The organism is Bacillus sp. N6, from assembly GCF_052805735.1.
In genome coordinates this window covers 5156461-5179702 of the sequence record NZ_CM127843.1, presented here as the reverse complement: position 1 = coordinate 5179702, position 23242 = coordinate 5156461, and the positions used below count along the sequence as shown (strand labels likewise).

Here is a 23242-nt window from a genome sequence, read left to right as displayed (position 1 = left end):
GTGTATGCAGCTGAAGATGAAAAACTCTGTTTCGAAAATGATTCAGGGCGGAAGGAGATGAAAAGAATGAAAGCAGGAATTCACCCAGATTACAAGAAAGTTGTATTCATGGACACAAACACAGGCTTCAAATTCTTAAGCGGGTCTACTAAAGGCTCTAGCGAAACTGTTGAGTGGGAAGATGGTAACACTTATCCATTACTAAAAGTTGAGATCAGTTCTGATTCTCACCCATTCTACACTGGACGTCAGAAGTTTGCTACTGCAGACGGACGCGTTGATCGCTTCAATAAGAAATACGGTATCAAGTAATAAAAACATAAAACAGGCAAGTGTATGTATTCGCTTGTCTGTTTTTTTTGTGAAAATATTATACCTTTACCCTACTTTTAACTAAAAAGTAGATGAAAGGAGAGCTTCATGTACTTAATAAATCAAAATGGCTGGATTGAAGTGATTTGCGGTAGTATGTTTTCTGGTAAATCAGAAGAGTTAATCCGCCGTGTGCGCCGTACGCAATTTGCGAAACAACATGCAATTGTATTTAAACCATGTATTGATAATCGCTATAGTGAAGAAGACGTTGTATCACATAACGGATTAAAGGTAAAAGCAGTTCCTGTTTCAGCTTCAAAAGATATATTTGAACATATCACTGAAGATATGGATGTAATTGCAATCGATGAGGTACAATTCTTTGATGGGGACATTGTGGAAGTGGTGCAAGTATTGGCAAATCGTGGCTATCGTGTCATTGTAGCTGGTTTAGACCAAGATTTCCGTGGTCTACCATTTGGACAAGTTCCTCAGCTGATGGCGATTGCTGAACATGTAACAAAGCTACAAGCAGTATGTTCTGCATGTGGATCTCCGGCAAGTCGTACACAACGATTAATTGATGGAGAACCAGCGGCATTTGATGATCCGATTATTTTAGTTGGGGCTTCAGAATCGTATGAGCCACGCTGTCGTCATTGTCATGCAGTTCCTACAAACAAAGATAAGTAAAACTCGCTGCGCAAGGCGGGTTTTTTTCAGAATAGAGAGTGTGGGTGGTGTGAGCCGCTTACGCTTTTAAATATAATTTGCGTTTTTTTGAGTAAGTACCATATACTATTTGTATTAGATACTAGGATGTAGAGGTGAATGATGTGTTAGATCGTTTGCAAGCTGTAGAAAATCGTTATGAGAAGTTAAATGAATTGTTAAGTGACCCAGAGGTTATTAGCGATACAAATAAACTTCGTGAATATTCAAAGGAACAGTCTGATATACAGGAAACGGTAGAGGTGTATCGTGAGTATAAGGATGTTCGTGAGCAATTAAAAGATGCGAAAGCAATGTTAGAAGAGAAGTTAGACGCAGAAATGCGTGACATGGTAAAAGAAGAGGTTTCTGAGTTAGAATCACAAGAAAAAACGTTATCAGAACGTCTGAAAATTTTACTAGTTCCAAAGGACCCTAATGATGATAAGAACGTTATCGTTGAGGTTCGTGGGGCTGCTGGTGGCGACGAGGCCGCTTTATTTGCTGGTGACTTATACCGCATGTATAGCCGTTATGCTGAGGTTCAAGGTTGGAAAACAGAAATTATCGAGGCTAGCTATACAGAGTTAGGTGGATATAAAGAGATTATCTTTATGATTAACGGTAAAGGTGCTTTCGCGAAGCTGAAATTCGAGAATGGTGCTCACCGTGTACAACGTGTTCCTGAAACGGAATCTGGTGGACGTATTCATACATCTACAGCAACTGTAGCTGTATTACCAGAGGCAGAAGAAGTAGAAATCGACATTCACGAGAAAGATGTTCGTGTTGATACATTCGCTTCTAGTGGTCCTGGTGGACAAAGTGTTAATACAACGATGTCAGCGGTACGTTTAACGCATTTACCGACTGGTGTAGTTGTATCTTGTCAGGATGAGAAATCACAAATTAAGAATAAAGAAAAAGCGATGAAAGTATTACGCGCACGTGTTTATGATAAGTTTAGACAAGAAGCACAAGCTGAATATGATCAAAACCGTAAACAAGCTGTTGGTACGGGTGATCGTTCAGAGCGTATTCGTACGTATAACTTCCCGCAAAACCGTGTTACAGACCATCGAATCGGTTTAACGATTCAAAAGCTAGATCAAATCTTACAAGGTAAGTTAGATGATTTCATCAATGCCTTAGTGATGGAAGATCAGGCTCAAAGGATGGAGGCAGCTGAGTAATGCGTGTCTATGAAGCCCTGAAATGGGCTTCTTCTTTTTTACAGGAAAATGGACGAGATGAAAATGCGGGAGAAATTGTCCTTTGTCATGTATTAAAGATGAACAGAACAGGATTACTTATGAATATGCGTGAAGAAATAAATGAGGAACAAGAGGCAAGCTTTACGGAGTTTATCCACAAGCATGTAGAAGGTATTCCTATTCAATATATGATTGGTTATGAAATGTTTTATGGCCGGTCGTTCTTTGTGAATGAAGAAGTATTAATACCAAGACCGGAAACAGAAGAGCTTATAGTAGGAGTATTAGAAAGAATTGAGCGCCATTTTGGCGAAAAGGAACTACATGTAGCAGACATAGGCACAGGTAGTGGAGCGATTTCTATTACGCTTGCTTTAGAAAATAAAAATCTCCACGTGTATACAGTAGATATTGCACAAGAGTCGATTGAAGTTGCAAAAGAAAATGCAAAAGCTTTAGGTGCAGAAGTAACGTTCTATCACGGTGATTTATTGTCACCATTTCATAAAACGGGTCAAAAGCTAGATGTTGTTGTTTCAAATCCTCCATATATACCGGAAGAGGATTGGCGTGGTCTTTCTCCTGTTGTGAAAGAGCATGAGCCGAAGAGAGCGCTTGTTGGTGGAGAAGACGGATTAGATTTTTATCGCCGTTTTATGGAAGAATTGCCTAATGTGTTGCAGGAGAAAGCAATTGTAGCGTTTGAAATTGGAGTAGGACAAGGTGAGGATGTAAAAAGATTGTTACAACAAGCTTTTCCACATGCCCATGTTGAGGTTGTTTTTGATATTAACGGAAAAGACCGTATGGTATTTGCAGAAATGGAGTAAGGTTCACACCTTACTCCATTTTTTTGTGGGAAAATTCATATAGATTTTGAATTTAATAGTTTAGAAATATGAAAGTCTGTCCACACTGTTTGTAGAGGGGACGGTGGAGGAAATGAAAAAACAAGTTATTGCTTATCTTCTTATATTATTAATTGGTGCACAGTTACTTGTGCAGTTTGGATATATGAAAGCTGATGCAAAAGGGCCTTCAGTTATTCCGAAAGAGGCCGTTCGATTACGAATTTTAGCAAATAGTGATTCAGATAAAGACCAGGCATTAAAGCGTAAAGTGCGTGATGAAGTAAAAGCACAAATTGATGGATGGGTAGCGGATTTAACTTCATTTGAAGAGGCGCGCAAAGTAATTCAAAGTCATATTCCAGAAATCGAGAAAACGGTGGAAAATACGTTAAAAAGAGAAGGAAGTAAAGAATCATTTCAAGTGAAATTTAGTAAGAATGTAAAGTTTCCTACAAAGGTATATGGGAATTTTATTTATCCAGCAGGAGAATATGAAGCGGTATTGATTACAATTGGAGAAGGTGAAGGGGCGAACTGGTGGTGTGTATTATTTCCACCAATGTGTTTCTTAGATTTTTCGAGTGGGACAGCTGTAAGAAAAGAAGAGCACGTTGTGAAGGCGGAATCTCCTGAAGAGGAGCAGGTGAAACAACTAGATGAGGAAGTAGTAAATACAGAAGAGAAGAAAGTGGATAAGGTAAAAGAAACGAAAGTTGTAAAACAGGAGGTAGTAAAAAAAGTAACATCTTCTGAAAAGAAAGTAGTAAAAAATGAAACAAAAGTCGAAGAGCAGCCTGTAAGTAAAGAAGAAACAAAAACTTTGGAAAAAGTGGAGAAACCTGTGGAGAAAAAACAAGAAAAGCAAAATGAGTATGTAAAAGTAGAAGAGGAAGAAGAAAAGCCAGAAGTTAAATTGTTTATTGTAGAAGCTTTTAGATCTTTATTCTCTAAATAGTACTATTAATAAATCCCTCCTCATATATAAAAATGAGGAGGGATTTATTATGAAGAAAGTGTATTTTGCTACGAAAGCAGATGTGGAAAGATTACATTCTTTTTTCGGACAAGCTAATAAAAAAGATGATAAAATAAATGAGTTGTACGCACAATTTATGATTTTGGAAGAGGCGGAAGAAATACGAGCTGTAATTGGTTATGAACAAAGTGGGGAAGATGTACTTATTCGTTCTTGTTTATTCACACCTCATGTGGATAAACAGACTTTCTTATATTTTTTTGAAATGTTTTTGCAGTATATGAAAGAAAAAAGTGTTCAACAATTGTACTTACTAACAAACCATCCACAATCTGTACCAATCTTTCAGTTCTTTGACTTTTTTACTATAGAAAAGGATGAGGTTCCAGAGGGAATTCAACAGTTAGAACATTTTTGTAAAAATATAAAAGAGCAGAATGCAATAATACTAAATTGTCAGCTATTCACAAAGTTATCCACGGATTAATTAGGTTTATCCACATTTTGTGGATAAACCTTGTTTGTCTTTTGGATAAATCTCATAGTAAACTAAAAATAGATAAGTATTTAAGGGTAGAAAAGGACGTGGAAAAAAATGCATACAAATATGTGGGTTGTGGATAATGTTGTGGAAAGAAAAAAATATTATCCACAGTTACAAGAAGCAGCAAAATTATTAAGAGAAAATGAGGCGGTTGCTTTCCCTACGGAAACAGTATATGGGTTAGGTGCAAACGCGATGGATGATGAAGCAATCGCAAAAATTTTCGAAGCGAAAGGAAGACCGAGTGATAATCCACTCATTGTCCACATAGGTACAAAATCTCAGTTAGATGGGATTGTGAAAGAAATTCCACCAGTTGCAGAGAAGTTAATGGCGCATTTTTGGCCAGGACCATTAACAATTATTTTGCCGAGAAAAGAAGGGATTTCAGAGAGGGTGACAGCAGGACTTAATACGGTTGGGGTAAGAATGCCTGATCATCCAGTTGCACTTGCTCTTATTGAAGAGGCGAATGTACCTGTTGCGGCACCAAGTGCGAATCGTTCAGGGCGTCCAAGTCCAACACTAGCTTCTCACGTATATGAAGATTTGAACGGGAAGATCGCAGGTATTGTTGATGGTGGTGCAACTGGAGTAGGCGTTGAATCAACTGTAATTGATTGTACAAGCACGGTTCCAACAATATTACGTCCAGGTGGGATTACGAAAGAACAATTAGAAGCAGTGATAGGTACCGTTTCTTTAGATCCAGCTTTAAAGGATGAGAAGGAAAAACCGAAATCACCTGGAATGAAATACACACATTATGCGCCGAAAGCACCACTTAGTATTGTTGAGGGCTCACGTGAGTTTATTCAGCATCTTGTAGATGAGAAAAAGGAAGAAGGATTTAAAGTAGGCGTATTAACGACAGAAGAGTATCAGCATGTATATAGCGCAGATGTTATATTATCTTGTGGTGTTCGAAGTGACTTAGCTAGCGTTGCGACTAAATTATATGATGTACTTAGAACATTTGATGCAAGTGAAGTGGATGTTATTTTTAGTGAGTCGTTCCCTAATGAAGGAATAGGAAATGCTATTATGAATCGTTTAACAAAAGCGGCAGGACATCATATTATTATTGAATGATAAGGTACGATTAGCAAACAGAATATTTCTCCTTGGATAAGCATATTGTGAAGTAGCACGTCCAAGGAGGGGCATGAATGACGTTTGAACAGCTAATACCTTTAATAATTATGGCATTCGCCTTAGGGATGGATGCGTTCTCGGTGAGTCTTGGTATGGGGATGATGCCCCTAAAGTTAAGACAAATCCTGTATATTGGTATGACGATAGGGATATTTCATATTATTATGCCGTTTATAGGAATGGTACTAGGTCGTTTTTTATCAGAGAAATATGGAGATATTGCACATTTTGCGGGTGCTATTTTATTAATCGGACTAGGTTTTTATATCGTATATTCGACCATTTTACAAAATGAAGAGACTAGAACTGCCCCTATTGGAATTAGCCTATTCGTATTTGCATTTGGCGTTAGTATAGATAGTTTCTCAGTAGGGCTTAGTCTTGGTATTTATGGGGCACAAACAATCATTACAATATTACTTTTTGGATTTGTTAGCATGTTATTAGCGTGGATTGGTTTATTAATTGGGAGACATGCGAAAGATATGCTCGGTACATATGGTGAGATAGTAGGTGGTATCATTTTGGTTGGATTTGGATTATATATCCTTTTTCCTATATAATTTTATGTAGGAGGGAATTATGAACAAGCTATTGGAATGGTATGTTAAGTTTTTAACCTTCTTTCCTCGATGGCTAAGAATACTTATAATTTGGGGTATTATTTTGCAAATTTCGATGTTAGGTTGTATTAAGTTAATTCGTGAATGGTGAGATGGTTCCTTTCTGTGAATATTTTGTTTGTACTATATTTATTGCACTAAAAATTACAGATATAGAAAGGATGAGATGAATGACGAGATTGAAGCAAGTTTTTGGTGTTATTATTAGTTTTTTTGTTTTTTGGTTTAGTATGCTCGGTGTACAAATGTTTGCTGAGTTTTTAGATATTGAGTCATTGAAATTTGTTGCGGGAAAGACTGAGGCGGCGCGTGCCTTTTACTCTCCGTACCCGTTTTTAATTGTTTTTCTTATTACACTGCTTTCCCTATACTTCTTCGTAATTAAGCTAGGGAAACCGAAAAAAGAAAAACTGCCTACTTTAGAGGAAAAGAAGGAAGAATTACAATGATAAAAATCCCCTGCTAAAAAGCAGGGGATTTTTATGTTTGAGTGATGGCAGGAATCGATTCTGAGCGAGCCGCTTTCGCTTTTAGATATTATCCAGTTCCAGCGGCTAGAATGGTCGGTGGCTTCGCGTCTTCCTGCGAGGCAAAAAGCGCCTCTACGTCAGAAGCTCCATCCCCCTCCCATGAGCGAGCCGCTTTCGCTTTTAAATATTATCCAGCTTCAGCGGCTAGAATCTCCGGTCATTTCGCTCTCTCGCATGAAGCAAAAAGCGCTTCAAGGTCGAGAGCTCCAATGCCCTGCGATTCTGAGCGAGCCGCTTTCGCTTTTAGATATTATCCAGTTCCAGTGGCCAGCTCTTCGCATCTAAGAACCTCCCGCACGAAAGGTAAAAAGCACCTTTTGTGCGAGAGAACCTTAGCTGGTCAGAGCTAAACGGGCCACTTCCACTTTTAAACTGGCCTAACCAATTCAAATTGTTCTCCTAATTTTGCATAGTTGTGTCCTGCTAGGCGGCTTATTGGTTTGAGTCCTTCTGCGTGAATGCGCCCTTTTTCATATAGATGTTCGGCAACGTGGAAACGAACGACGCGTCCAATTAGTAGATCACAAGCTGGTGAGTCTTCTGTTCCACCAAGTGGAATTGCACGTTCTAATACGCATTCCATTCGAATATTTGCTTCTTTTACACCTGGAACGGAGATGACTTCACTTTCAATTGGTGTTAGTTTTGCTAGTTCAATTTCACTTTCATTTGGCGGGAGATTAGCTGCTGTTTCATTAATTGCTGCTACATATGATTCGTCAGAAATATGTACGACAAATTCACCTTTTTCAATTGCGTTTCGGGAAGTGTCCTTTCTTTCTCCGGCTTTTCGTTGTACAGATACTGAGATAAGTGGTGGATTAGCAGCGACAATATTAAAATAACTATATGGTGCGCCGTTTAATACACCGTCTTTTGTTAAAGAAGTAACGAATGCGACAGGGCGAGGGATGATACTTCCAGTAAGTAATTTGTAATTATCTTTTTCAGTTTGTTCATTTGGATTAATGGATAACATGCTTGTAATCCCCTTTCTAAATATGAATACTTATTGTTTGTTTACAAGATAACGATGAGAAAATCCTGCTGGAAATAATATTTTGTTTCATAAAAAGAACTTACTTCAATTGTAATGAAGTAAGTTCTTTTTCAAGAATCTCAAATCTGAGATAAAAATTAAAGTAAAACGTATGCGCCAGGTCCGATTAAAGCTACACCAACAGCAACAGCGATTAACATTAAGTTATATTCATATCCATTTTGTGTTATCCAGTAACCATTTTTTCCGTGAACAGTGAAGATAGCCATTAACATTGTTCCAACGATAAATAATGAACCAACTACAATGAAAATACCTGATGCGAATAAGAAACCACCTAGTAATTCAGTTGCGCCAGCCATAAATGCCATAAATACACCAGGGCGTAAACCGATTGACTCCATCCAGCCACCTGTTCCTTTTAAACCGTAACCGCCGAACCAACCAAATAATTTTTGAGCGCCATGACCCATGAATGTAATTCCTATAATAAGACGAATAATAAGTAGACCGAAATCCATCATTTTTAAAAACCTCCTAAAAGTTATTAACTTACCTTACGTAAGTAATGATAAAATAGTTACTTACTTTAGTCAAGTGGATTTTAAAAAAAGTTTGAATTAAATTTTACAAATTAACAACAAAAAATAAAATGTGGTAAAGACCTCTAGACAAGTTGGGCAAAAAAAGAGAAAATATAAATAGAAGTTAACTTCTTATTGTTATTCAGACAATCAGAATTGACTGGAATTTTGTGAAGCGCTACAATAAGAGTCTATTAGTAATGACGTAATTTATTTCGAAAGCGTTTTTACAGTATAATATTCGAAGTATGAAGTCTTACATGTATCCCGAGCTTTACTAGGGATTGCCCTATAAACTTTTAGGTAAATTATAAGGAGGACTATCCTATGTTTAAAAAATTATTCGGTCTTGGTTCAAAAACAAATGAAGAAACAATCGTAGCTCCATTAACTGGAGCAGTGAAAAATATTGAAGAAGTACCAGATCCAGTATTCGCTGGTCGTATGATGGGTGACGGTGTTGCAATCGATCCTACTGAAGGTGTAGTTGTATCTCCAGTTGATGGTGAAATCGTACAATTATTCCACACAAAACATGCTATCGGAATTAAAGCGAAAAATGGCACAGAAATTTTAATCCACGTTGGATTAGAAACTGTAAAAATGGAAGGCGAAGGTTTCGAAGCTCACGTTTCTGAAGGCCAAGCTGTAAAAGCTGGAGATAAATTAATCTCATTCGACTTAGAATTAATCCGTGAAAAAGCGAAAAGCACAATTACTCCAATCGTTATTACAAACACAGATGCAGCTGAGTCTATTAAGACAACTGTAGGCGTAACAGCTACAAAAGGTTCAACAGAAGTAATGAAAGTTACAATGAAATAATTGCTGTATAAGAGGAATCCGTTTCGTATGAAATGGATTCCTTATTTTTGTTGCATATTCAGTAGGTATGTTAAAATACTCTGGGCACTTGGAAATAGGGTTTCACATATATGTGGATAAGGCGCATTTTTCTTAGAAAAAATATAAGAGAAATGCGCCTTTTGTATATTCACATTTCTTTTGTTCTATTCTAATGTAAGTTATGATGAGTGGTAAGAAATCGAATATAGGGGTGGGTTTGGATGAAACGAGTATTATTTGTTTGTACTGGCAATACATGTCGTAGTCCAATGGCTGAGGCGTTGCTTCGTCATCACGGAGGAGATAGGTTTGAAGTACAATCTGCCGGTGTTTTCGCCTATCCTGGGAGCGATGCATCGGTACATGCGAAGGAAGCTTTAGCTGAAAAAGGGATTTCAATTGACCATACCGCGCAGCAAGTAAACGAAACTTTGCTTGATTGGGCTGATATTGTCGTAACGATGACAGAAAATCATAAACAAATTGTACTTGGGCATTATCCGAGTGTTGAAAAGAAATTGAATACGTTATATGGATTAACTGAAGGTATAGGCAAGGACATTTCAGATCCATTTGGAGGCTCGCTTTCTATTTATAAAGAAACGTTAGATGAGATGGAAAAACTTGTACAAACTTTACTGAAAAAACATTCGGTAGGTTGATGTTTCGTGTATAATACGATATTGGAGATCACTTCGTCCTATTGAGGTAGCGAGTGTGAAATGAAGATAATTGATTGAAACTTTGGAGGGGTAAAAATGAAAGTAGTAATAGCATCTGATCACGGCGGTATGAATATCCGCAAAGAACTTGTAAATTTATTAGAAGAGTTAAATATTGAATATGTTGATTTAGGTTGTGAATGTGAAGCTGGTTCTGTTGATTACCCTGACTTTGCGTTTCCAGCAGCTGAAATGGTAGCGAATGGTGAAGTGGATCGTGGTATTTTAGTTTGTGGGACAGGCATTGGTATGTCAATCGCAGCAAACAAAGTAAATGGTATCCGTTGTGCGTTAGTGCATGATACTTTCAGCGCGAAAGCAACGAGAGAGCATAATGACACTAACATGCTAGCAATGGGCGAGCGTGTAATTGGTGCTGGTCTAGCGCGTGATATCGCGAAAATCTGGTTAACAACTGACTATGAAGGTGGTCGTCACGAAAACCGCGTAGGAAAAATTAAAACATACGAAACAAAGTAATACATTCTAACTATCAGTAGTGTGAAATATAATTTGGTGAACCAACCTGTGAAAGGAAGAGGCGTAATGACAGAAATCGTAAAGGTAAGAGAACAGCTACAAATGTCGCTTTCTGATTTCCAAGAACAAGCTTCATTACAAAGCGGTCAAATTTTTGTAGTGGGTTGTAGCACGAGTGAAGTGCTAGGCGAAAGAATTGGAACATCAGGAACGATGGAAGTAGCAGAGGCGATTTTTTCTGAGTTAAAACAATTTCAAGAGCAAACAGGTATTGAATTAGCGTTTCAATGTTGTGAGCATTTAAACCGTGCTTTAGTGGTTGAGAGAGAAGTAGCGATAAAATATCAATTTGAAATTGTAACAGTTACGCCTGTTAGATCAGCAGGTGGTGCATTGGGGACATATGCGTATCACAATTTGAAAGATCCGGTAGTAGTTGAGTTTATTAAAGCAGATGCAGGAATGGATATTGGTGATACGTTTATTGGTATGCATTTAAAACATGTAGCTGTTCCGGTTCGTACAAGTGTGAAGGCAATTGGAAGTGCACATGTAACGATGGCCAAAACACGTGGAAAACTAATAGGTGGAGCACGTGCTGTTTACGCGGTGGCGGAAGAGACTACCACTTGCAGTTAAATATGAGAAATTAGGAAGTCATATAGTAGCTGTTTATCATAAGATAAAAGGTATGTTGTCTGACTTTATAGTAGAAGAAAGAAAAGACCGATTTTCGGTCTTTTTTTTCTTTTATGATATAGAAAGTCATGTTAGAATGTAGTTGAAAACATGAAGGTTCGAAAGAATTACAACCTGAATTTTCGTTTTTTCTGAATAAATAAGAAAAAACTGTTGGGAATTGATGTAATTCGTTCAGAAAAGGGGGATTTTGGTGGATCATTTAAAACGTCAAGATGAAAAGGTATTTGCTGCAATTGAGGCAGAACTAGGAAGACAGCGTTCGAAGATTGAGTTAATTGCTTCGGAAAACTTCGTAAGTGAAGCAGTAATGGAGGCGCAAGGTTCTGTTTTAACGAATAAGTATGCTGAAGGATATCCTGGAAAACGTTATTATGGTGGCTGTGAACACGTAGACGTAGTAGAAGATATCGCACGTGATCGCGTGAAAGAAATTTTCGGCGCAGAGCACGTAAATGTTCAACCACACTCTGGTGCACAAGCGAACATGGCAGTATACTTCACGATTTTAGAGCAAGGCGATACAGTACTTGGTATGAATTTATCTCATGGTGGTCACTTAACACACGGAAGCCCTGTTAACTTCAGTGGAGTACAATATAATTTCGTAGAATATGGCGTGGATGCTGACTCTCACCGTATTAATTACGATGATGTATTAGCAAAAGCGAAAGAACATAAACCAAAATTAATCGTTGCAGGTGCAAGTGCATACCCTCGTGTTATCGATTTCAAGCGATTCCGTGAGATTGCAGATGAAGTGGGCGCTTATTTAATGGTTGATATGGCACATATCGCTGGTTTAGTAGCTGCTGGTTTACATCCGAATCCAGTACCACATGCACATTTCGTTACAACGACAACACATAAAACGTTACGTGGCCCGCGTGGTGGTATGATTTTATGTGAAGAGCAATTTGCAAAACAAATTGATAAATCAATCTTCCCTGGTATTCAAGGTGGTCCACTTATGCACGTAATCGCTGCAAAAGCTGTTGCGTTTGGTGAAGCACTTCAAGATGATTTCAAAACATATGCACAAAATATCATTAACAATGCGAACCGCTTAGCTGAAGGTCTTCAAAAAGAAGGACTTACACTTGTTTCTGGCGGAACAGACAATCACTTAATCTTGATTGATGTTCGTAACTTAGAAATCACAGGTAAAGTAGCAGAGCACGTATTAGATGAAGTTGGTATTACAGTGAACAAAAATACAATTCCATTTGAAACAGCAAGCCCATTTGTAACAAGTGGTGTACGTATCGGTACAGCAGCTGTAACATCTCGTGGTTTCGGTTTAGAAGAAATGGATGAAATTGCGTCACTTATTGCTTATACATTAAAAAATCATGAAAATGAAGCTGCATTAGAAGAAGTACGTAAGCGTGTAGAAGCGTTAACTAGCAAATTCCCAATGTATCCAAATCTATAATAGATTGAAGAAGACTGCCGAGACTTAATTGTTTTGGCGGTCTTTTTTGTGGACATATATTATTTTTAAAGTATGTATACAAATGATGAATAAATTTTGGCGATATAATGAAGGATACAGCTCCCATAATTGGTAAAGATACTAGATAGATTCATCGTAAAATCATGATTTTGCCAAATTTGCCCTTGAATATTAGTAGCGTTTTCTTTACAATCGTAAATAGTGTAAAAAAGCGTGCAAACGCATGAATATCATCTAAAGGAGAGATTCACATGGGAAAACTGTATGTATTTGATCACCCGTTAATTCAACATAAGATTACATATATTCGCGATAAGAATACAGGTACGAAAGATTTTCGTGAATTAGTGGACGAAGTAGCAAGCTTAATGGCTTTCGAAATTACTCGCGACCTTCCGCTTAAGGACATCGAAATTGAAACGCCTGTAAGCAAAGCGACAACAAAAGTGATCGCTGGTAAAAAACTTGGTTTAATTCCGATTTTACGTGCAGGTTTAGGAATGGTTGATGGAATTCTGAAATTAATTCCAGCAGCAAAAGTAGGACACGTTGGTTTATACCGTGACCCTAAAACATTGCAACCGGTAGAATACTATGTGAAACTTCCAACGGATGTAGAAGAGCGCGACTTTATCGTACTAGATCCGATGCTAGCAACAGGTGGTTCTGCGGCTGAAGCGATTAACTCTCTGAAAAAGCGCGGTGCGAAACAAATTAAATTAATGTGTATCGTTGCAGCTCCAGAAGGGGTAAAAGTAGTACAAGAAGAACATCCTGATGTTGATATTTATGTAGCAGCATTAGATGAGAAATTAAATGACCACGGATATGTAGTACCAGGTCTTGGTGATGCTGGTGACCGTTTATTCGGAACGAAGTAAGACAACTGACGAGCAGGGGAGATTCCCCTGCTCGTTTTTTTTTTGCTGCAAACAAGTAGGGGAGGGGGAGGATAAATATACATCGTATATACAACATAAGTTGCATACACATCACATATAATATAGAAGTCTTACGTCTGAGGAACACTATATTATGGAAGAAAAGCGTTATATCTCGAAAATATAATAGTGACAAACTTGTGAACATTTCCTTCTATTATAAAGAGAAAACTGTTAGAAATTGCATATATGTAACCAGTATTTAGAAGGGGAACGTTTTCATTTTTGGGAGGAAATGCCTAATACTCAAATTTTTAGATTTTTTACGATTTCTCGTTGACACTGTTAATACCCTATTGTATGCTAACAACGGGGATAGATGGTAGGGCTTTCAGTGACAAAATTACATCTATTCCGTGACGAAAATGTAAACTTTTTGTTTTGTATAGGATTTATGCAAAAAAATGAGTTATTATTAACACATCGTGAATGAGGGTTACATATTGGAGGGATGAATCCTTGCAAAAAAACGATCGCAGCCATATAAAAGCATATGCTTTAATGTCAGGAATTCTTGCTCAGTTAGTCGGTTCTATACTTGTTGGAATCTTTGGTGGGCAGTGGATTGATAATAAGGTTGGAACGTTTCCATTGTTTCTTATTATAGGGTTATTACTCGGGTTAGGAACAGGGGTATACGCAATGATTCGACTCATTCGACATTACTATTCGGGAGAGCAATGATGATAGACGTACATGGACTTGTCCAAAGACAAAAGAAATATATGTACTACTTGCTTGCGCTTCTAGTGCTAGGATGGGGATTTACCTCTTACAAGGATGTATTTCTTGGGCTGATTATCGGAACGATTTTCAGTTTTCTTAGTTTGCGCATCATTGCACGTAGAACAGACAAGCTGTTAGATCGCGTAACAAATGGAGAAAACGTGAAGTTTAAGGCGACAGCTGTAAGTACATATTCAAGATTCGCCACGATTGGGTTATTAATTTTATTTGCAGCCAAATATCAAGAGTTAATTGCGATGTGGGGCTTAGGTGTAGGATTGCTGACAGGATACCTTGTCATGATCATAGATTTTCTTTATTTAGAGTATAAGAGCAGGGAAGAGAGGTGAATTACTAGTGGAACACGGTAAATTAGTTGAATTTCTAGGTTTAACGTTCGATTTGTCATCAGTTATGATGGTTACTGTAGCAGCAGTTATTGTTTTCTTAATCGCTGTTATCGGAACTCGCAGCTTAGCCCTTCGCCCAACCGGGATGCAAAACTTCATGGAATGGGTGTTTGACTTCGTGAAAGGGATTATCAATAGTACGATGGACTGGAAAACAGGTGGACGTTTCTTAACGCTTGGCGTTACGCTTATCATGTTTATCATCGTATCGAACTTCCTTGGTTTACCATTCATGTATTCAGCAACTGAAGCTGGCGAACATATTGCATGGTGGAGGTCACCAACGTCTGATCCAGCAGTTACATTAACATTAGCCGTGATGGTAGTTACCCTCACCCATTATTATGGAATTAAGATGAAGGGTACGAAAGAGTATGTTAAAGGTTATTTCCAACCTATGAAATTCTTATTCCCATTAAAGGTTATTGAGGAGTTTGCTAACACATTAACGTTAGGTCTTCGTTTATTCGGTAACATTTATGCAGGTGAGATCTTATTAGGATTACTTGCTAAGTTAGGCGGGGCATCATTCCTTGGAGCATTAGGTGCGCTTGTACCAATGTTAGCATGGATGGGATTCAGTGTATTCGTTGGATCAATCCAAGCATTTATTTTCGTTATGTTAACGATGGTTTATATGGCTCATAAAGTAAGTCATGACCATTAATATAATTTAAGTAAGAAAAAATTTATTTTTTTATAATACAAAGGAGGACAAATTAAATGAGTTTAGGTGTAATCGCAGCTGCAATTGCAATTGGTTTATCAGCATTAGGTGCAGGTATTGGTAACGGTCTTATCGTATCACGTACAATCGAAGGTGTTGCTCGTCAACCAGAATTAAAAGGCGCACTTCAAACAATTATGTTCATCGGGGTTGCTTTAGTTGAGGCACTTCCAATCATCGGTGTAGTTATTGCATTCATCGTAATGAACAAATAAGGGAGACTCCCCTTACATAGATGGCGAAGAGTGTTTTTCCGAACTTTCTTCGCCATTGCTTTATGAACGAAACGTATGTCTTTTTTTTTCATATGATCAATTTAGATATTTTGAAGGGAGTGAATCCTTGTGCCAACTTTATTATTAGGAGCTGCCATTCCATTTGGAACGATTGCTTATACATTGTTCATTTTCTTAATTCTATTAGTAATGCTACGCAAATTTGCGTGGGGTCCTTTAATGGGAATTATGAAAGAACGTGAAGAGCATGTTACTAATGAAATCGACGCTGCAGAAAGAAGTAACGCTGAAGCGAAGAAGTTAGTAGAAGAACAACGTGAAATGTTAAAACAATCACGTGTTGAAGCACAAGAGTTAATCGAAAGAGCGAAAAAACAAGCTGTAGATCAAAAGGATGTTATTGTTGCTGCTGCGAAAGAAGAAGCAGAATCAATTAAAGCATCTGCTGTACAAGAAATTCAACGCGAAAAAGAGCAAGCGATTGCTGCTTTACAAGAACAAGTCGCTTCTTTATCTGTTCAAATTGCTTCTAAAGTAATTGAAAAAGAATTAAAAGAAGAAGATCAAGTTAAGTTAATTCGCGATTATATTAAAGAAGTAGGAGAAGCGCGATGAGCAATGGGATTGTAGCAAAACGTTATGCTGTCGCTCTTTTTAAAATTGCAAAAGAAAAACACGTATTAGAAATGTTTGAAGAAGAATTACGCCTTGTACAAAACGTTTATGTAAAGAACGGAGAACTACATAGCTTTTTAACGCAACCGAACATTTCAAAAGAGCAGAAGAAAACGTTTCTTGCAAACGTATTCGGATCTGTTTCTGAATCAATTTTAAATACGTTATATATTTTAATTGATAACAAGCGTATTGATATCTTACCTGAAATTGCAGATGAATATGTTGTTCTTGCTAATGAAGAACGTAACGTAGCGGATGCAACTGTATATTCTATTCGTCTTCTATCTGAAGAAGAGAAGCTTAACATTGCAGAAGCATTTGCAAAGAGAACGGGAAAAGATGCAATTCGCGTGAAAAATGTTGTAGATGAAGATTTACTAGGCGGAATTAAAGTACGCATTGGAAATCGCATTTATGACGGAAGTTTACAAGGAAAATTAGCACGTATTCAGCGTGAATTAATGAAGAATAGATAGGGGTGAAGCACATGAGCATCAGAGCTGAAGAAATTAGCGCACTGATAAAGCAACAAATCGAGAACTATCAGTCTGAAATCGAAGTTAGTGATGTTGGTACAGTTATCCAAGTTGGTGACGGTATTGCGCGTGCTCATGGTCTTGATAACGTTATGGCTGGTGAGCTTGTAGAGTTCTCTAACGGCGTTATGGGACTAGCACAAAACTTAGAGGAAAACAACGTAGGTATTATCATTTTAGGACCTTACACAGAAATCCGTGAAGGTGACGAAGTTCGTCGTACTGGTCGCATCATGCAAGTACCAGTAGGAAAAGAACTAATTGGTCGTGTTGTAAACCCATTAGGTCAACCAGTTGATGGTTTAGGCCCAATCAATACAACAAACACTCGTCCAATCGAAAGTCCAGCACCAGGTGTAATGGATCGTAAATCTGTTCATGAGCCACTTCAAACAGGTATTAAAGCGATCGACGCTCTTGTACCAATTGGCCGTGGTCAACGTGAGTTAATCATCGGTGACCGTCAAACTGGTAAAACAGCAGTTGCACTTGATACAATCATTAACCAAAAAGATGAAGATATGATTTGTATCTATGTAGCTATCGGACAAAAAGAATCAACTGTACGTAACGTAGTAGAAACACTACGTAAGCACGGTGCATTAGAGTACACAATCGTTGTAACTGCATCTGCTTCTCAACCAGCTCCATTATTATACTTAGCTCCTTATGCTGGTGTAACAATGGGTGAAGAGTTCATGTACAATGGAAAACACGTATTAGTAGTATATGATGACTTATCAAAACAAGCAGCGGCTTACCGTGAGCTGTCATTACTATTACGTCGTCCTCCAGGTCGTGAAGCTTATCCAGGGGATGTATTCTACTTACATTCTCGCTTATTAGAGCGTGCAGCAAAATTAAGTGATGCAAGAGGCGGCGGTTCTTTAACTGCACTACCTTTCATCGAAACACAAGCAGGGGACGTATCAGCATACATCCCAACAAACGTAATTTCTATTACGGATGGACAAATCTTCTTACAATCTGACCTATTCTTCTCTGGCGTACGTCCAGCGATCGATGCGGGTACTTCTGTATCTCGTGTAGGTGGATCTGCTCAGATTAAAGCAATGAGTAAAGTATCAGGTACACTTCGTCTTGACCTTGCATCTTACCGTGAGTTAGAAGCGTTCGCTCAGTTCGGTTCTGACCTTGATAAAGCAACTCAAGCGAAATTAAACCGTGGTGCTCGTACTGTTGAGGTATTAAAACAAGGATTACACAAACCGTTACGTGTAGAGAAACAAGTTATCATTCTTTACGCTTTAACACGTGGATTCCTAGATGATATCCCAGTAGTAGATATCACTCGTTTCGAAGAAGAATTCCATGCTTGGTTAGATTCTAATGCGACTGACTTATTAGAAGAAATCCGCACAACTAAGAAACTTGCGGATGACGACAAATTTGCAGCAGCAATTAACGGATTTAAAAAAGTATTCGTAGCTTCTGAATAATAATAAAAGTGAAGCCGACTGTTCAGCCCCATCGGCTAAGAGGCGGAACTAGATTAATAAAAGCGGAAGCGGCTCGTACAAGCCGCCGACGCTAGATAATATATAAGGCATCTCAGCCTCTGAGATTGCTGACGGTTATGTAAAGGAAAAGAGTAGGTGCACCTATTCTTTTCCTTCAATCATGAGCAAGAATATCTTGCAACGTAGATTAGGAAGAGGATTCTTACTAATCGTGCCAACTTCCGGAAAAAAGGTGGTGAAAACCTGTGGCATCTTTACGCGATATAAAAGCGAAGATTACCTCGACAAAGAAAACGAGTCAAATTACGAAGGCGATGGAGATGGTATCTGCATCTAAGTTAAACCGTGCAGAGCAAAATGCTAAATCTTTCGTTCCGTATATGGAAAAGATTCAAGAAGTAGTAGCGAGCATTGCGCAAGGAAGTAAAGGAATTAATCATCCAATGCTAAATGCGCGTCCTGTAAAGCGTACAGGATACATCGTTATTACATCTGATCGCGGACTAGCAGGTGGTTATAACAGTAACGTATTACGTACAGTAAGTAACGTAATTCGTGAACGTCATAATATGGATTCAAATCAATATTCAATTATTGTACTTGGACGACTAGGACGTGATTATTTAAAACGTCGCGGCTTTAACATCATTGATGAAGTAGTTGGATTATCTGACCACCCATCATTTACTGATATTAAAGATCTTGCTTCTCGAGCAATTGCGATGTTCGCAGATGGTGCTTATGATGAGCTGTATATTTACTACAACCATTACGTAAGTAAAATTTCACAAGAAGTAACGGAAAATAAAATTTTACCGCTTACTGATGTGGCGTCTGACAAACCGACGACAGCTTATGAATTTGAACCTTCTGAAGAAGAAATTTTAAAAGTATTATTGCCACAATACGCAGAAAGCTTAGTGTACGGTGCATTACTAGATGGTAAAGCAAGTGAGCACGCAGCGCGTATGACAGCAATGAAGAGTGCTACAGACAACGCAATGGAAGTTATCGATTCACTTACACTTTCATTCAACCGTGCGCGTCAGGCAGCGATTACGCAAGAAATTACGGAAATCGTTGGTGGAGCAGCAGCGTTAGAATAGTAATAAAAAGTGGAAGCGGCTCGTCCAGAACAGGAGGGCATTGGAGCTCCTGACGAAGAGGCGTAGTTTGCCTCACAGGAAGGCGCGAAATGACCGACTGTTCTAGCCGCTGGAACTAGATTCAATAAAAAGTGGAAGCGGCTCTTTCAAAAGAGTCGCGTAAGCTAAACTAATAAAAAATTAAAAGCCGACTTCGCTTAGAGAGCTGGCTAATTAAAAGAAAGCTAGGAGGGAACCCGATGAATAAAGGGCGCGTTACGCAAATCATGGGTCCGGTTGTAGACGTTAAGTTTGATGGCGGAAAGCTACCAGAAATCTACAACGCCCTTACGGTAAAACAAAGCAACGAAAACGGAAGCATGAACTTAACATTTGAAGTTGCACTTCATTTAGGTGATGATACAGTTCGTACAGTTGCGATGTCTTCCACAGATGGACTTGTTCGTGGCACAGAAGTAGAAGATACTGGTAAAGCAATCTCTGTACCAGTTGGTGATGCAACACTTGGTCGTGTATTCAACGTATTAGGTGATGCAATTGACTTAGATGGTGAACTTCCTGCGGATGTACACCGTGATCCAATTCACCGTCAAGCACCTGCATTCGAAGAATTATCTACTAAAGTAGAAATTCTTGAAACTGGTATTAAAGTAGTAGACTTACTTGCTCCTTACATTAAGGGTGGTAAGATCGGCCTATTCGGTGGTGCCGGCGTAGGTAAAACAGTATTAATTCAGGAATTAATTAACAACATCGCACAAGAGCACGGTGGTATCTCTGTATTCGCTGGTGTAGGTGAGCGTACTCGTGAGGGTAATGACTTATACCATGAAATGAGCGATTCTGGCGTAATCAAGAAAACTGCGATGGTATTCGGACAAATGAATGAGCCACCTGGAGCACGTCAACGTGTTGCATTAACAGGTTTAACAATGGCTGAGCATTTCCGTGATGAGCAAGGACAAGACGTACTTCTGTTCATCGATAACATCTTCCGTTTCACGCAAGCTGGTTCTGAAGTATCTGCCCTTCTTGGTCGTATGCCATCTGCGGTAGGTTACCAACCAACACTTGCAACAGAAATGGGTCAATTACAAGAGCGTATTACATCTACAAATAAAGGGTCTATCACGTCTATCCAAGCGGTATATGTACCAGCCGATGACTATACTGACCCAGCACCAGCTACAACATTCGCTCACTTAGATGCAACAACAAACTTAGAGCGTCGTTTAACACAAATGGGTATTTACCCAGCCGTAGATCCATTAGCATCTACATCTCGTGCACTTTCTCCAGAAATCGTAGGAGAAGAGCATTATGAAGTAGCACGTCAAGTGCAGCAAACTTTACAACGTTACAAAGAACTTCAAGATATCATCGCTATCTTAGGTATGGATGAGTTATCTGAAGAAGATAAGTTAGTTGTACATCGTGCTCGTCGTATTCAATTCTTCTTATCTCAAAACTTCCACGTAGCTGAGCAGTTTACAGGTCAAAAAGGTTCTTACGTACCTGTAAAAAATACAGTTAGTGGCTTCAAAGAAATTCTAGAAGGAAAATATGATGACCTTCCAGAAGATGCATTCCGCTTAGTTGGTAGCATTGAAGAAGTTATTGAGAACGCGAAGAAAATGATGGCGTAAGGCCTTAGGAGGGACGAAGTATGAAGACATTTCCAGTCAGTATTGTAACTCCTGATGGACCGGTTTACGAAAAAGAAGTAGAAATGGTAAGTGTAAAAGCAGAGAGTGGGGAAATGGGGATCTTACCAGGTCACATTCCAACTGTTGCACCATTAAAAATTAGTGCAGTTCGTCTGAAAAATGGTGGACACACTGATTATGTAGCAGTAAGCGGTGGCTTTATCGAAGTTCGTCCAGATAAAGTAACTGTATTATCATCATCTGCTGAAGAAGCAAACCATATCGATATCCATCGTGCAAATGAAGCGAAGCGTCGCGCTGAGCAACGTATGCAAGACAAACAAGCACATGTTGACTTTAGACGTGCAGAAATGGCATTACAACGTGCTGTGAACCGTTTAAATGTTTCTGATATGAAGTAAAAAAATCCGTAAGGGCCTTGCCTTTACGGATTTTTTTGTGTATTTTATGGATAATTTTACAAAACTGGTATAATTATATTGATGCTTGTATAAGTAGAAGTGTACAACAATTTATATTTTATGAAGGGGATGAATCAATGATCGGTGAAATGAAACGAGAAGCATTGTACTCCTTAAAGGGGAAATGGGGACTAGGTGTTGGATCAACGATTTTATATTTTATTTTAAGTTATGTCGTTTCGATGGCTGCAATGCTTATATTATTAATTCCAGGAATTATTATATTTCTTTCAGTTGTAAGTGTGACTGGATCATTTGAAGCGGAAACGATGTCAATTGGAGCGGGTATTACCTTTGGAATTTTTTATTGCATTATGATAATTTTGAGTAACGCATCGTATGGGATTACGTCATATGGTTATACAAATGTATTTTTACAGATTAGTAAACGAGAAGATGCTAAAGTAGATTACTTATTCGAAGGATTCCGTGGTTTTAAAAGAATGATGAAAACAATGTGGGCAATGCTTGCGATTTTGTTATATACAGGTACATGGATTCCGATGTTGTTAACAGGTTTATTCATATTCTTAGGTGAAGAAGGAAATCTGTCGTTTACAATAGCTTTCTTCGTACTATTAGCAATTTCAATTGTTGGTATGATTGTGATGTATTTTTCTTATGCACTGACGTACTATGTGATGATTGAAAATCCAGAATATAGTGTTTCGCAGGCGATGAAGGAAAGTAAGAATCTTATGAGGGGTCATAAGTTAGATTTGTTTCTTTTATGGCTGAGCTTCATAGGCTGGGTTGTTTTAGCGCTTCTTACTTTTGGAATAGGATTTCTTTGGCTTAGTCCGTATATGAGTACAACGACAGCACACTTTTATCGCTACATTTCAAAAGGTGAATTTCAATAGGAACATGCTATACTAATAGAATTATTGTGTATAGGAGGCGAGGCTACGCATGATTAGTGATCTAAAAGGAGAAGCACTAGATTCATTAGAAGGGAAGTGGGGATTAGCTGTTGGAGCTACACTGCTCATTTCAATTCTTATCACGGCTTTTAGTTTTAGTGTTGATTGGGGATTTTCTTTAATTTTCGGTTGGCAAAAAACAAATGGTTCACTTTCAACGAATATTCTTACATTTTTTGTTACTGGGCCGTTAACTTTAGGTGGATATTACCTTGGTTTAAATATCCTTCGTGAAAATCAAGCTAGTATCGGTAATGTATTTATTTGGTTTTCAGAGGGAAAGAGATTTCTAAAATCATTTTTATTATATTTATTAGTAAATCTTTATCTTTTCTTATGGACGTTATTGTTCATTATTCCAGGTATTATTAAATCATTTTCTTATGCGATGACATACTTTATTATAAACGATCATCCTGAATATTCACTGAACCAAGCTATTACAGAAAGTCGTCGTATGATGGATGGACATAAGATGGAGTATTTTATTTTATGTTTAAGTTTTATCGGTTGGTTTATATTAAGTTGTATTACATTAGGGATTGGATTCTTATGGTTAATTCCATATTTCTACACAACATCTGCGGCTTTTTACGAAGAGATCGCAGAAGAATATTATGAGAAAAATATTTAGCACTAAAAAA

General features: G+C 38.1%; 31 protein-coding genes. 29 read left to right on the top strand and 2 right to left on the bottom strand.

Going from position 1 to position 23242, the window contains the following annotated elements; translation table 11 throughout:
* Positions 1-66: 66 nt before the first annotated feature.
* The 10 genes from ACUXVC_RS26790 (at position 67) to ACUXVC_RS26745 (ending at position 6838) form a co-directional block, all read left to right on the top strand.
* On the top strand, positions 67-312 hold the full coding sequence (locus tag ACUXVC_RS26790; RefSeq protein WP_000643435.1) for a type B 50S ribosomal protein L31: 246 nt from the start codon (positions 67-69) through the stop codon (positions 310-312).
* Between the two features lie 108 nt (positions 313-420).
* Positions 421-1008, top strand: a complete 588-nt coding sequence (locus ACUXVC_RS26785) for a thymidine kinase (RefSeq protein WP_000280851.1) — start codon at positions 421-423, stop codon at positions 1006-1008.
* A 143-nt stretch (positions 1009-1151) separates the two neighbouring features.
* Entirely contained in the window at positions 1152-2219 is a 1068-nt protein-coding gene (prfA, locus tag ACUXVC_RS26780) for a peptide chain release factor 1 (protein ID WP_000887066.1), read from the top strand.
* Positions 2219-3070: a peptide chain release factor N(5)-glutamine methyltransferase gene (gene prmC / locus ACUXVC_RS26775; protein ID WP_095689957.1), complete on the top strand. Its 852-nt coding sequence runs from the start codon at positions 2219-2221 to the stop codon at positions 3068-3070. Before prfA ends, prmC begins: the two co-directional genes overlap by 1 nt.
* Before the next feature lie 112 nt (positions 3071-3182).
* A complete protein-coding gene (gene spoIIR / locus ACUXVC_RS26770) occupies positions 3183-4046 on the top strand; it encodes a stage II sporulation protein R (protein ID WP_095689958.1) in 864 nt (287 codons plus the stop codon).
* Between the two features lie 49 nt (positions 4047-4095).
* On the top strand, positions 4096-4554 hold the full coding sequence (locus ACUXVC_RS26765) for a mechanosensitive ion channel protein (protein WP_000758437.1): 459 nt from the start codon (positions 4096-4098) through the stop codon (positions 4552-4554).
* Between the two features lie 108 nt (positions 4555-4662).
* Positions 4663-5703: an L-threonylcarbamoyladenylate synthase gene (locus ACUXVC_RS26760; RefSeq protein ID WP_050844751.1), complete on the top strand. Its 1041-nt coding sequence runs from the start codon at positions 4663-4665 to the stop codon at positions 5701-5703.
* Positions 5704-5780: 77 nt separating this feature from the next.
* Positions 5781-6329 (top strand): manganese efflux pump MntP, encoded by a 549-nt coding sequence (locus tag ACUXVC_RS26755; RefSeq protein WP_000142475.1) that lies wholly within the window; start codon positions 5781-5783, stop codon positions 6327-6329.
* Between the two features lie 19 nt (positions 6330-6348).
* Positions 6349-6480 carry a hypothetical protein gene (locus tag ACUXVC_RS26750; protein ID WP_255255467.1) on the top strand — a complete coding sequence of 44 codons (132 nt, stop codon included), beginning with the start codon at positions 6349-6351 and terminating at the stop codon, positions 6478-6480.
* A 79-nt stretch (positions 6481-6559) separates the two neighbouring features.
* Entirely contained in the window at positions 6560-6838 is a 279-nt protein-coding gene (locus tag ACUXVC_RS26745) for a DUF3935 domain-containing protein (protein ID WP_023523563.1), read from the top strand.
* A 448-nt stretch (positions 6839-7286) separates the two neighbouring features.
* Here ACUXVC_RS26745 and ACUXVC_RS26740 read toward each other — a convergent pair whose 3' ends face one another.
* Positions 7287-7898, bottom strand: a complete 612-nt coding sequence (locus ACUXVC_RS26740; RefSeq protein ID WP_000949046.1) for a flavin reductase family protein — start codon at positions 7896-7898, stop codon at positions 7287-7289.
* Between the two features lie 158 nt (positions 7899-8056).
* On the bottom strand, positions 8057-8443 hold the full coding sequence (locus ACUXVC_RS26735) for a DoxX family protein (RefSeq protein WP_086387497.1): 387 nt from the start codon (positions 8441-8443) through the stop codon (positions 8057-8059).
* A gap of 387 nt (positions 8444-8830) precedes the next feature.
* On the opposite strand from ACUXVC_RS26735, the gene ACUXVC_RS26730 reads away from it, so the two are divergent.
* The 19 genes from ACUXVC_RS26730 (at position 8831) to ACUXVC_RS26640 (ending at position 23232) form a co-directional block, all read left to right on the top strand.
* Entirely contained in the window at positions 8831-9328 is a 498-nt protein-coding gene (locus ACUXVC_RS26730; RefSeq protein ID WP_000473666.1) for a PTS sugar transporter subunit IIA, read from the top strand.
* Between the two features lie 242 nt (positions 9329-9570).
* Positions 9571-10011 carry a low molecular weight protein arginine phosphatase gene (locus tag ACUXVC_RS26725; protein WP_000832375.1) on the top strand — a complete coding sequence of 147 codons (441 nt, stop codon included), beginning with the start codon at positions 9571-9573 and terminating at the stop codon, positions 10009-10011.
* Between the two features lie 96 nt (positions 10012-10107).
* Positions 10108-10551 (top strand): ribose 5-phosphate isomerase B, encoded by a 444-nt coding sequence (rpiB, locus tag ACUXVC_RS26720; RefSeq protein WP_000869539.1) that lies wholly within the window; start codon positions 10108-10110, stop codon positions 10549-10551.
* A 66-nt stretch (positions 10552-10617) separates the two neighbouring features.
* Positions 10618-11190, top strand: a complete 573-nt coding sequence (locus ACUXVC_RS26715; RefSeq protein WP_000136377.1) for a TIGR01440 family protein — start codon at positions 10618-10620, stop codon at positions 11188-11190.
* Positions 11191-11443: 253 nt separating this feature from the next.
* The gene (gene glyA, locus ACUXVC_RS26710; RefSeq protein ID WP_000349806.1) at positions 11444-12685 is read left to right on the top strand and encodes a serine hydroxymethyltransferase; all 1242 of its coding nucleotides are present in this window, start codon (positions 11444-11446) and stop codon (positions 12683-12685) included.
* Between the two features lie 272 nt (positions 12686-12957).
* Entirely contained in the window at positions 12958-13587 is a 630-nt protein-coding gene (gene upp, locus ACUXVC_RS26705) for a uracil phosphoribosyltransferase (protein WP_000517539.1), read from the top strand.
* 379 nt (positions 13588-13966) lie between these two features.
* Positions 13967-14080, top strand: a complete 114-nt coding sequence (locus tag ACUXVC_RS26700) for a DUF4024 domain-containing protein (RefSeq protein WP_000232962.1) — start codon at positions 13967-13969, stop codon at positions 14078-14080.
* A gap of 26 nt (positions 14081-14106) precedes the next feature.
* Positions 14107-14331: an AtpZ/AtpI family protein gene (locus ACUXVC_RS26695; RefSeq protein ID WP_001171223.1), complete on the top strand. Its 225-nt coding sequence runs from the start codon at positions 14107-14109 to the stop codon at positions 14329-14331.
* Positions 14331-14723 carry an ATP synthase subunit I gene (locus ACUXVC_RS26690; RefSeq protein WP_000567600.1) on the top strand — a complete coding sequence of 131 codons (393 nt, stop codon included), beginning with the start codon at positions 14331-14333 and terminating at the stop codon, positions 14721-14723. The genes ACUXVC_RS26695 and ACUXVC_RS26690 overlap by 1 nt, the downstream gene beginning before the upstream one ends.
* A gap of 7 nt (positions 14724-14730) precedes the next feature.
* Positions 14731-15450 carry a F0F1 ATP synthase subunit A gene (gene atpB, locus ACUXVC_RS26685; RefSeq protein ID WP_000399870.1) on the top strand — a complete coding sequence of 240 codons (720 nt, stop codon included), beginning with the start codon at positions 14731-14733 and terminating at the stop codon, positions 15448-15450.
* A gap of 56 nt (positions 15451-15506) precedes the next feature.
* Entirely contained in the window at positions 15507-15725 is a 219-nt protein-coding gene (gene atpE / locus ACUXVC_RS26680) for a F0F1 ATP synthase subunit C (RefSeq protein WP_000052064.1), read from the top strand.
* A 129-nt stretch (positions 15726-15854) separates the two neighbouring features.
* Positions 15855-16361 carry a F0F1 ATP synthase subunit B gene (gene atpF, locus ACUXVC_RS26675; protein WP_001142615.1) on the top strand — a complete coding sequence of 169 codons (507 nt, stop codon included), beginning with the start codon at positions 15855-15857 and terminating at the stop codon, positions 16359-16361.
* Positions 16358-16900, top strand: a complete 543-nt coding sequence (gene atpH, locus ACUXVC_RS26670; protein ID WP_000064682.1) for a F0F1 ATP synthase subunit delta — start codon at positions 16358-16360, stop codon at positions 16898-16900. The genes atpF and atpH overlap by 4 nt, the downstream gene beginning before the upstream one ends.
* Positions 16901-16911: 11 nt before the next feature.
* The gene (gene atpA / locus ACUXVC_RS26665; protein ID WP_000027521.1) at positions 16912-18420 is read left to right on the top strand and encodes a F0F1 ATP synthase subunit alpha; all 1509 of its coding nucleotides are present in this window, start codon (positions 16912-16914) and stop codon (positions 18418-18420) included.
* Between the two features lie 266 nt (positions 18421-18686).
* On the top strand, positions 18687-19547 hold the full coding sequence (gene atpG, locus ACUXVC_RS26660) for a F0F1 ATP synthase subunit gamma (protein WP_000157703.1): 861 nt from the start codon (positions 18687-18689) through the stop codon (positions 19545-19547).
* A 239-nt stretch (positions 19548-19786) separates the two neighbouring features.
* Entirely contained in the window at positions 19787-21193 is a 1407-nt protein-coding gene (gene atpD, locus ACUXVC_RS26655) for a F0F1 ATP synthase subunit beta (protein WP_001032596.1), read from the top strand.
* 20 nt (positions 21194-21213) lie between these two features.
* Positions 21214-21615: a F0F1 ATP synthase subunit epsilon gene (gene atpC / locus ACUXVC_RS26650; RefSeq protein WP_000847215.1), complete on the top strand. Its 402-nt coding sequence runs from the start codon at positions 21214-21216 to the stop codon at positions 21613-21615.
* Between the two features lie 137 nt (positions 21616-21752).
* The gene (locus tag ACUXVC_RS26645; RefSeq protein ID WP_088324962.1) at positions 21753-22538 is read left to right on the top strand and encodes a DUF975 family protein; all 786 of its coding nucleotides are present in this window, start codon (positions 21753-21755) and stop codon (positions 22536-22538) included.
* Between the two features lie 49 nt (positions 22539-22587).
* Positions 22588-23232, top strand: a complete 645-nt coding sequence (locus ACUXVC_RS26640) for a DUF975 family protein (RefSeq protein WP_023523558.1) — start codon at positions 22588-22590, stop codon at positions 23230-23232.
* Positions 23233-23242 lie beyond the last annotated feature (10 nt).

Coding starts and splice junctions, on each gene's coding strand:
- atpH (WP_000064682.1), top strand. CDS start 16,358: ATGAGCAATGGGATTGTAGCAAAACGTTATGCTGTCGCTCTTTTTAAA.
- ACUXVC_RS26700 (WP_000232962.1), top strand. CDS start 13,967: ATGGTAGGGCTTTCAGTGACAAAATTACATCTATTCCGTGACGAAAAT.
- ACUXVC_RS26725 (WP_000832375.1), top strand. CDS start 9,571: ATGAAACGAGTATTATTTGTTTGTACTGGCAATACATGTCGTAGTCCA.
- upp (WP_000517539.1), top strand. CDS start 12,958: ATGGGAAAACTGTATGTATTTGATCACCCGTTAATTCAACATAAGATT.
- ACUXVC_RS26750 (WP_255255467.1), top strand. CDS start 6,349: ATGAACAAGCTATTGGAATGGTATGTTAAGTTTTTAACCTTCTTTCCT.
- ACUXVC_RS26640 (WP_023523558.1), top strand. CDS start 22,588: ATGATTAGTGATCTAAAAGGAGAAGCACTAGATTCATTAGAAGGGAAG.
- ACUXVC_RS26765 (WP_000758437.1), top strand. CDS start 4,096: ATGAAGAAAGTGTATTTTGCTACGAAAGCAGATGTGGAAAGATTACAT.
- ACUXVC_RS26785 (WP_000280851.1), top strand. CDS start 421: ATGTACTTAATAAATCAAAATGGCTGGATTGAAGTGATTTGCGGTAGT.
- prmC (WP_095689957.1), top strand. CDS start 2,219: ATGCGTGTCTATGAAGCCCTGAAATGGGCTTCTTCTTTTTTACAGGAA.
- ACUXVC_RS26755 (WP_000142475.1), top strand. CDS start 5,781: ATGACGTTTGAACAGCTAATACCTTTAATAATTATGGCATTCGCCTTA.
- atpA (WP_000027521.1), top strand. CDS start 16,912: ATGAGCATCAGAGCTGAAGAAATTAGCGCACTGATAAAGCAACAAATC.
- ACUXVC_RS26735 (WP_086387497.1), bottom strand. CDS start 8,443: ATGATGGATTTCGGTCTACTTATTATTCGTCTTATTATAGGAATTACA.
- atpD (WP_001032596.1), top strand. CDS start 19,787: ATGAATAAAGGGCGCGTTACGCAAATCATGGGTCCGGTTGTAGACGTT.
- ACUXVC_RS26715 (WP_000136377.1), top strand. CDS start 10,618: ATGACAGAAATCGTAAAGGTAAGAGAACAGCTACAAATGTCGCTTTCT.
- atpE (WP_000052064.1), top strand. CDS start 15,507: ATGAGTTTAGGTGTAATCGCAGCTGCAATTGCAATTGGTTTATCAGCA.
- ACUXVC_RS26745 (WP_023523563.1), top strand. CDS start 6,560: ATGACGAGATTGAAGCAAGTTTTTGGTGTTATTATTAGTTTTTTTGTT.
- ACUXVC_RS26740 (WP_000949046.1), bottom strand. CDS start 7,898: ATGTTATCCATTAATCCAAATGAACAAACTGAAAAAGATAATTACAAA.
- ACUXVC_RS26645 (WP_088324962.1), top strand. CDS start 21,753: ATGATCGGTGAAATGAAACGAGAAGCATTGTACTCCTTAAAGGGGAAA.
- atpC (WP_000847215.1), top strand. CDS start 21,214: ATGAAGACATTTCCAGTCAGTATTGTAACTCCTGATGGACCGGTTTAC.
- ACUXVC_RS26790 (WP_000643435.1), top strand. CDS start 67: ATGAAAGCAGGAATTCACCCAGATTACAAGAAAGTTGTATTCATGGAC.
- ACUXVC_RS26690 (WP_000567600.1), top strand. CDS start 14,331: ATGATAGACGTACATGGACTTGTCCAAAGACAAAAGAAATATATGTAC.
- ACUXVC_RS26760 (WP_050844751.1), top strand. CDS start 4,663: ATGCATACAAATATGTGGGTTGTGGATAATGTTGTGGAAAGAAAAAAA.
- spoIIR (WP_095689958.1), top strand. CDS start 3,183: ATGAAAAAACAAGTTATTGCTTATCTTCTTATATTATTAATTGGTGCA.
- ACUXVC_RS26730 (WP_000473666.1), top strand. CDS start 8,831: ATGTTTAAAAAATTATTCGGTCTTGGTTCAAAAACAAATGAAGAAACA.
- rpiB (WP_000869539.1), top strand. CDS start 10,108: ATGAAAGTAGTAATAGCATCTGATCACGGCGGTATGAATATCCGCAAA.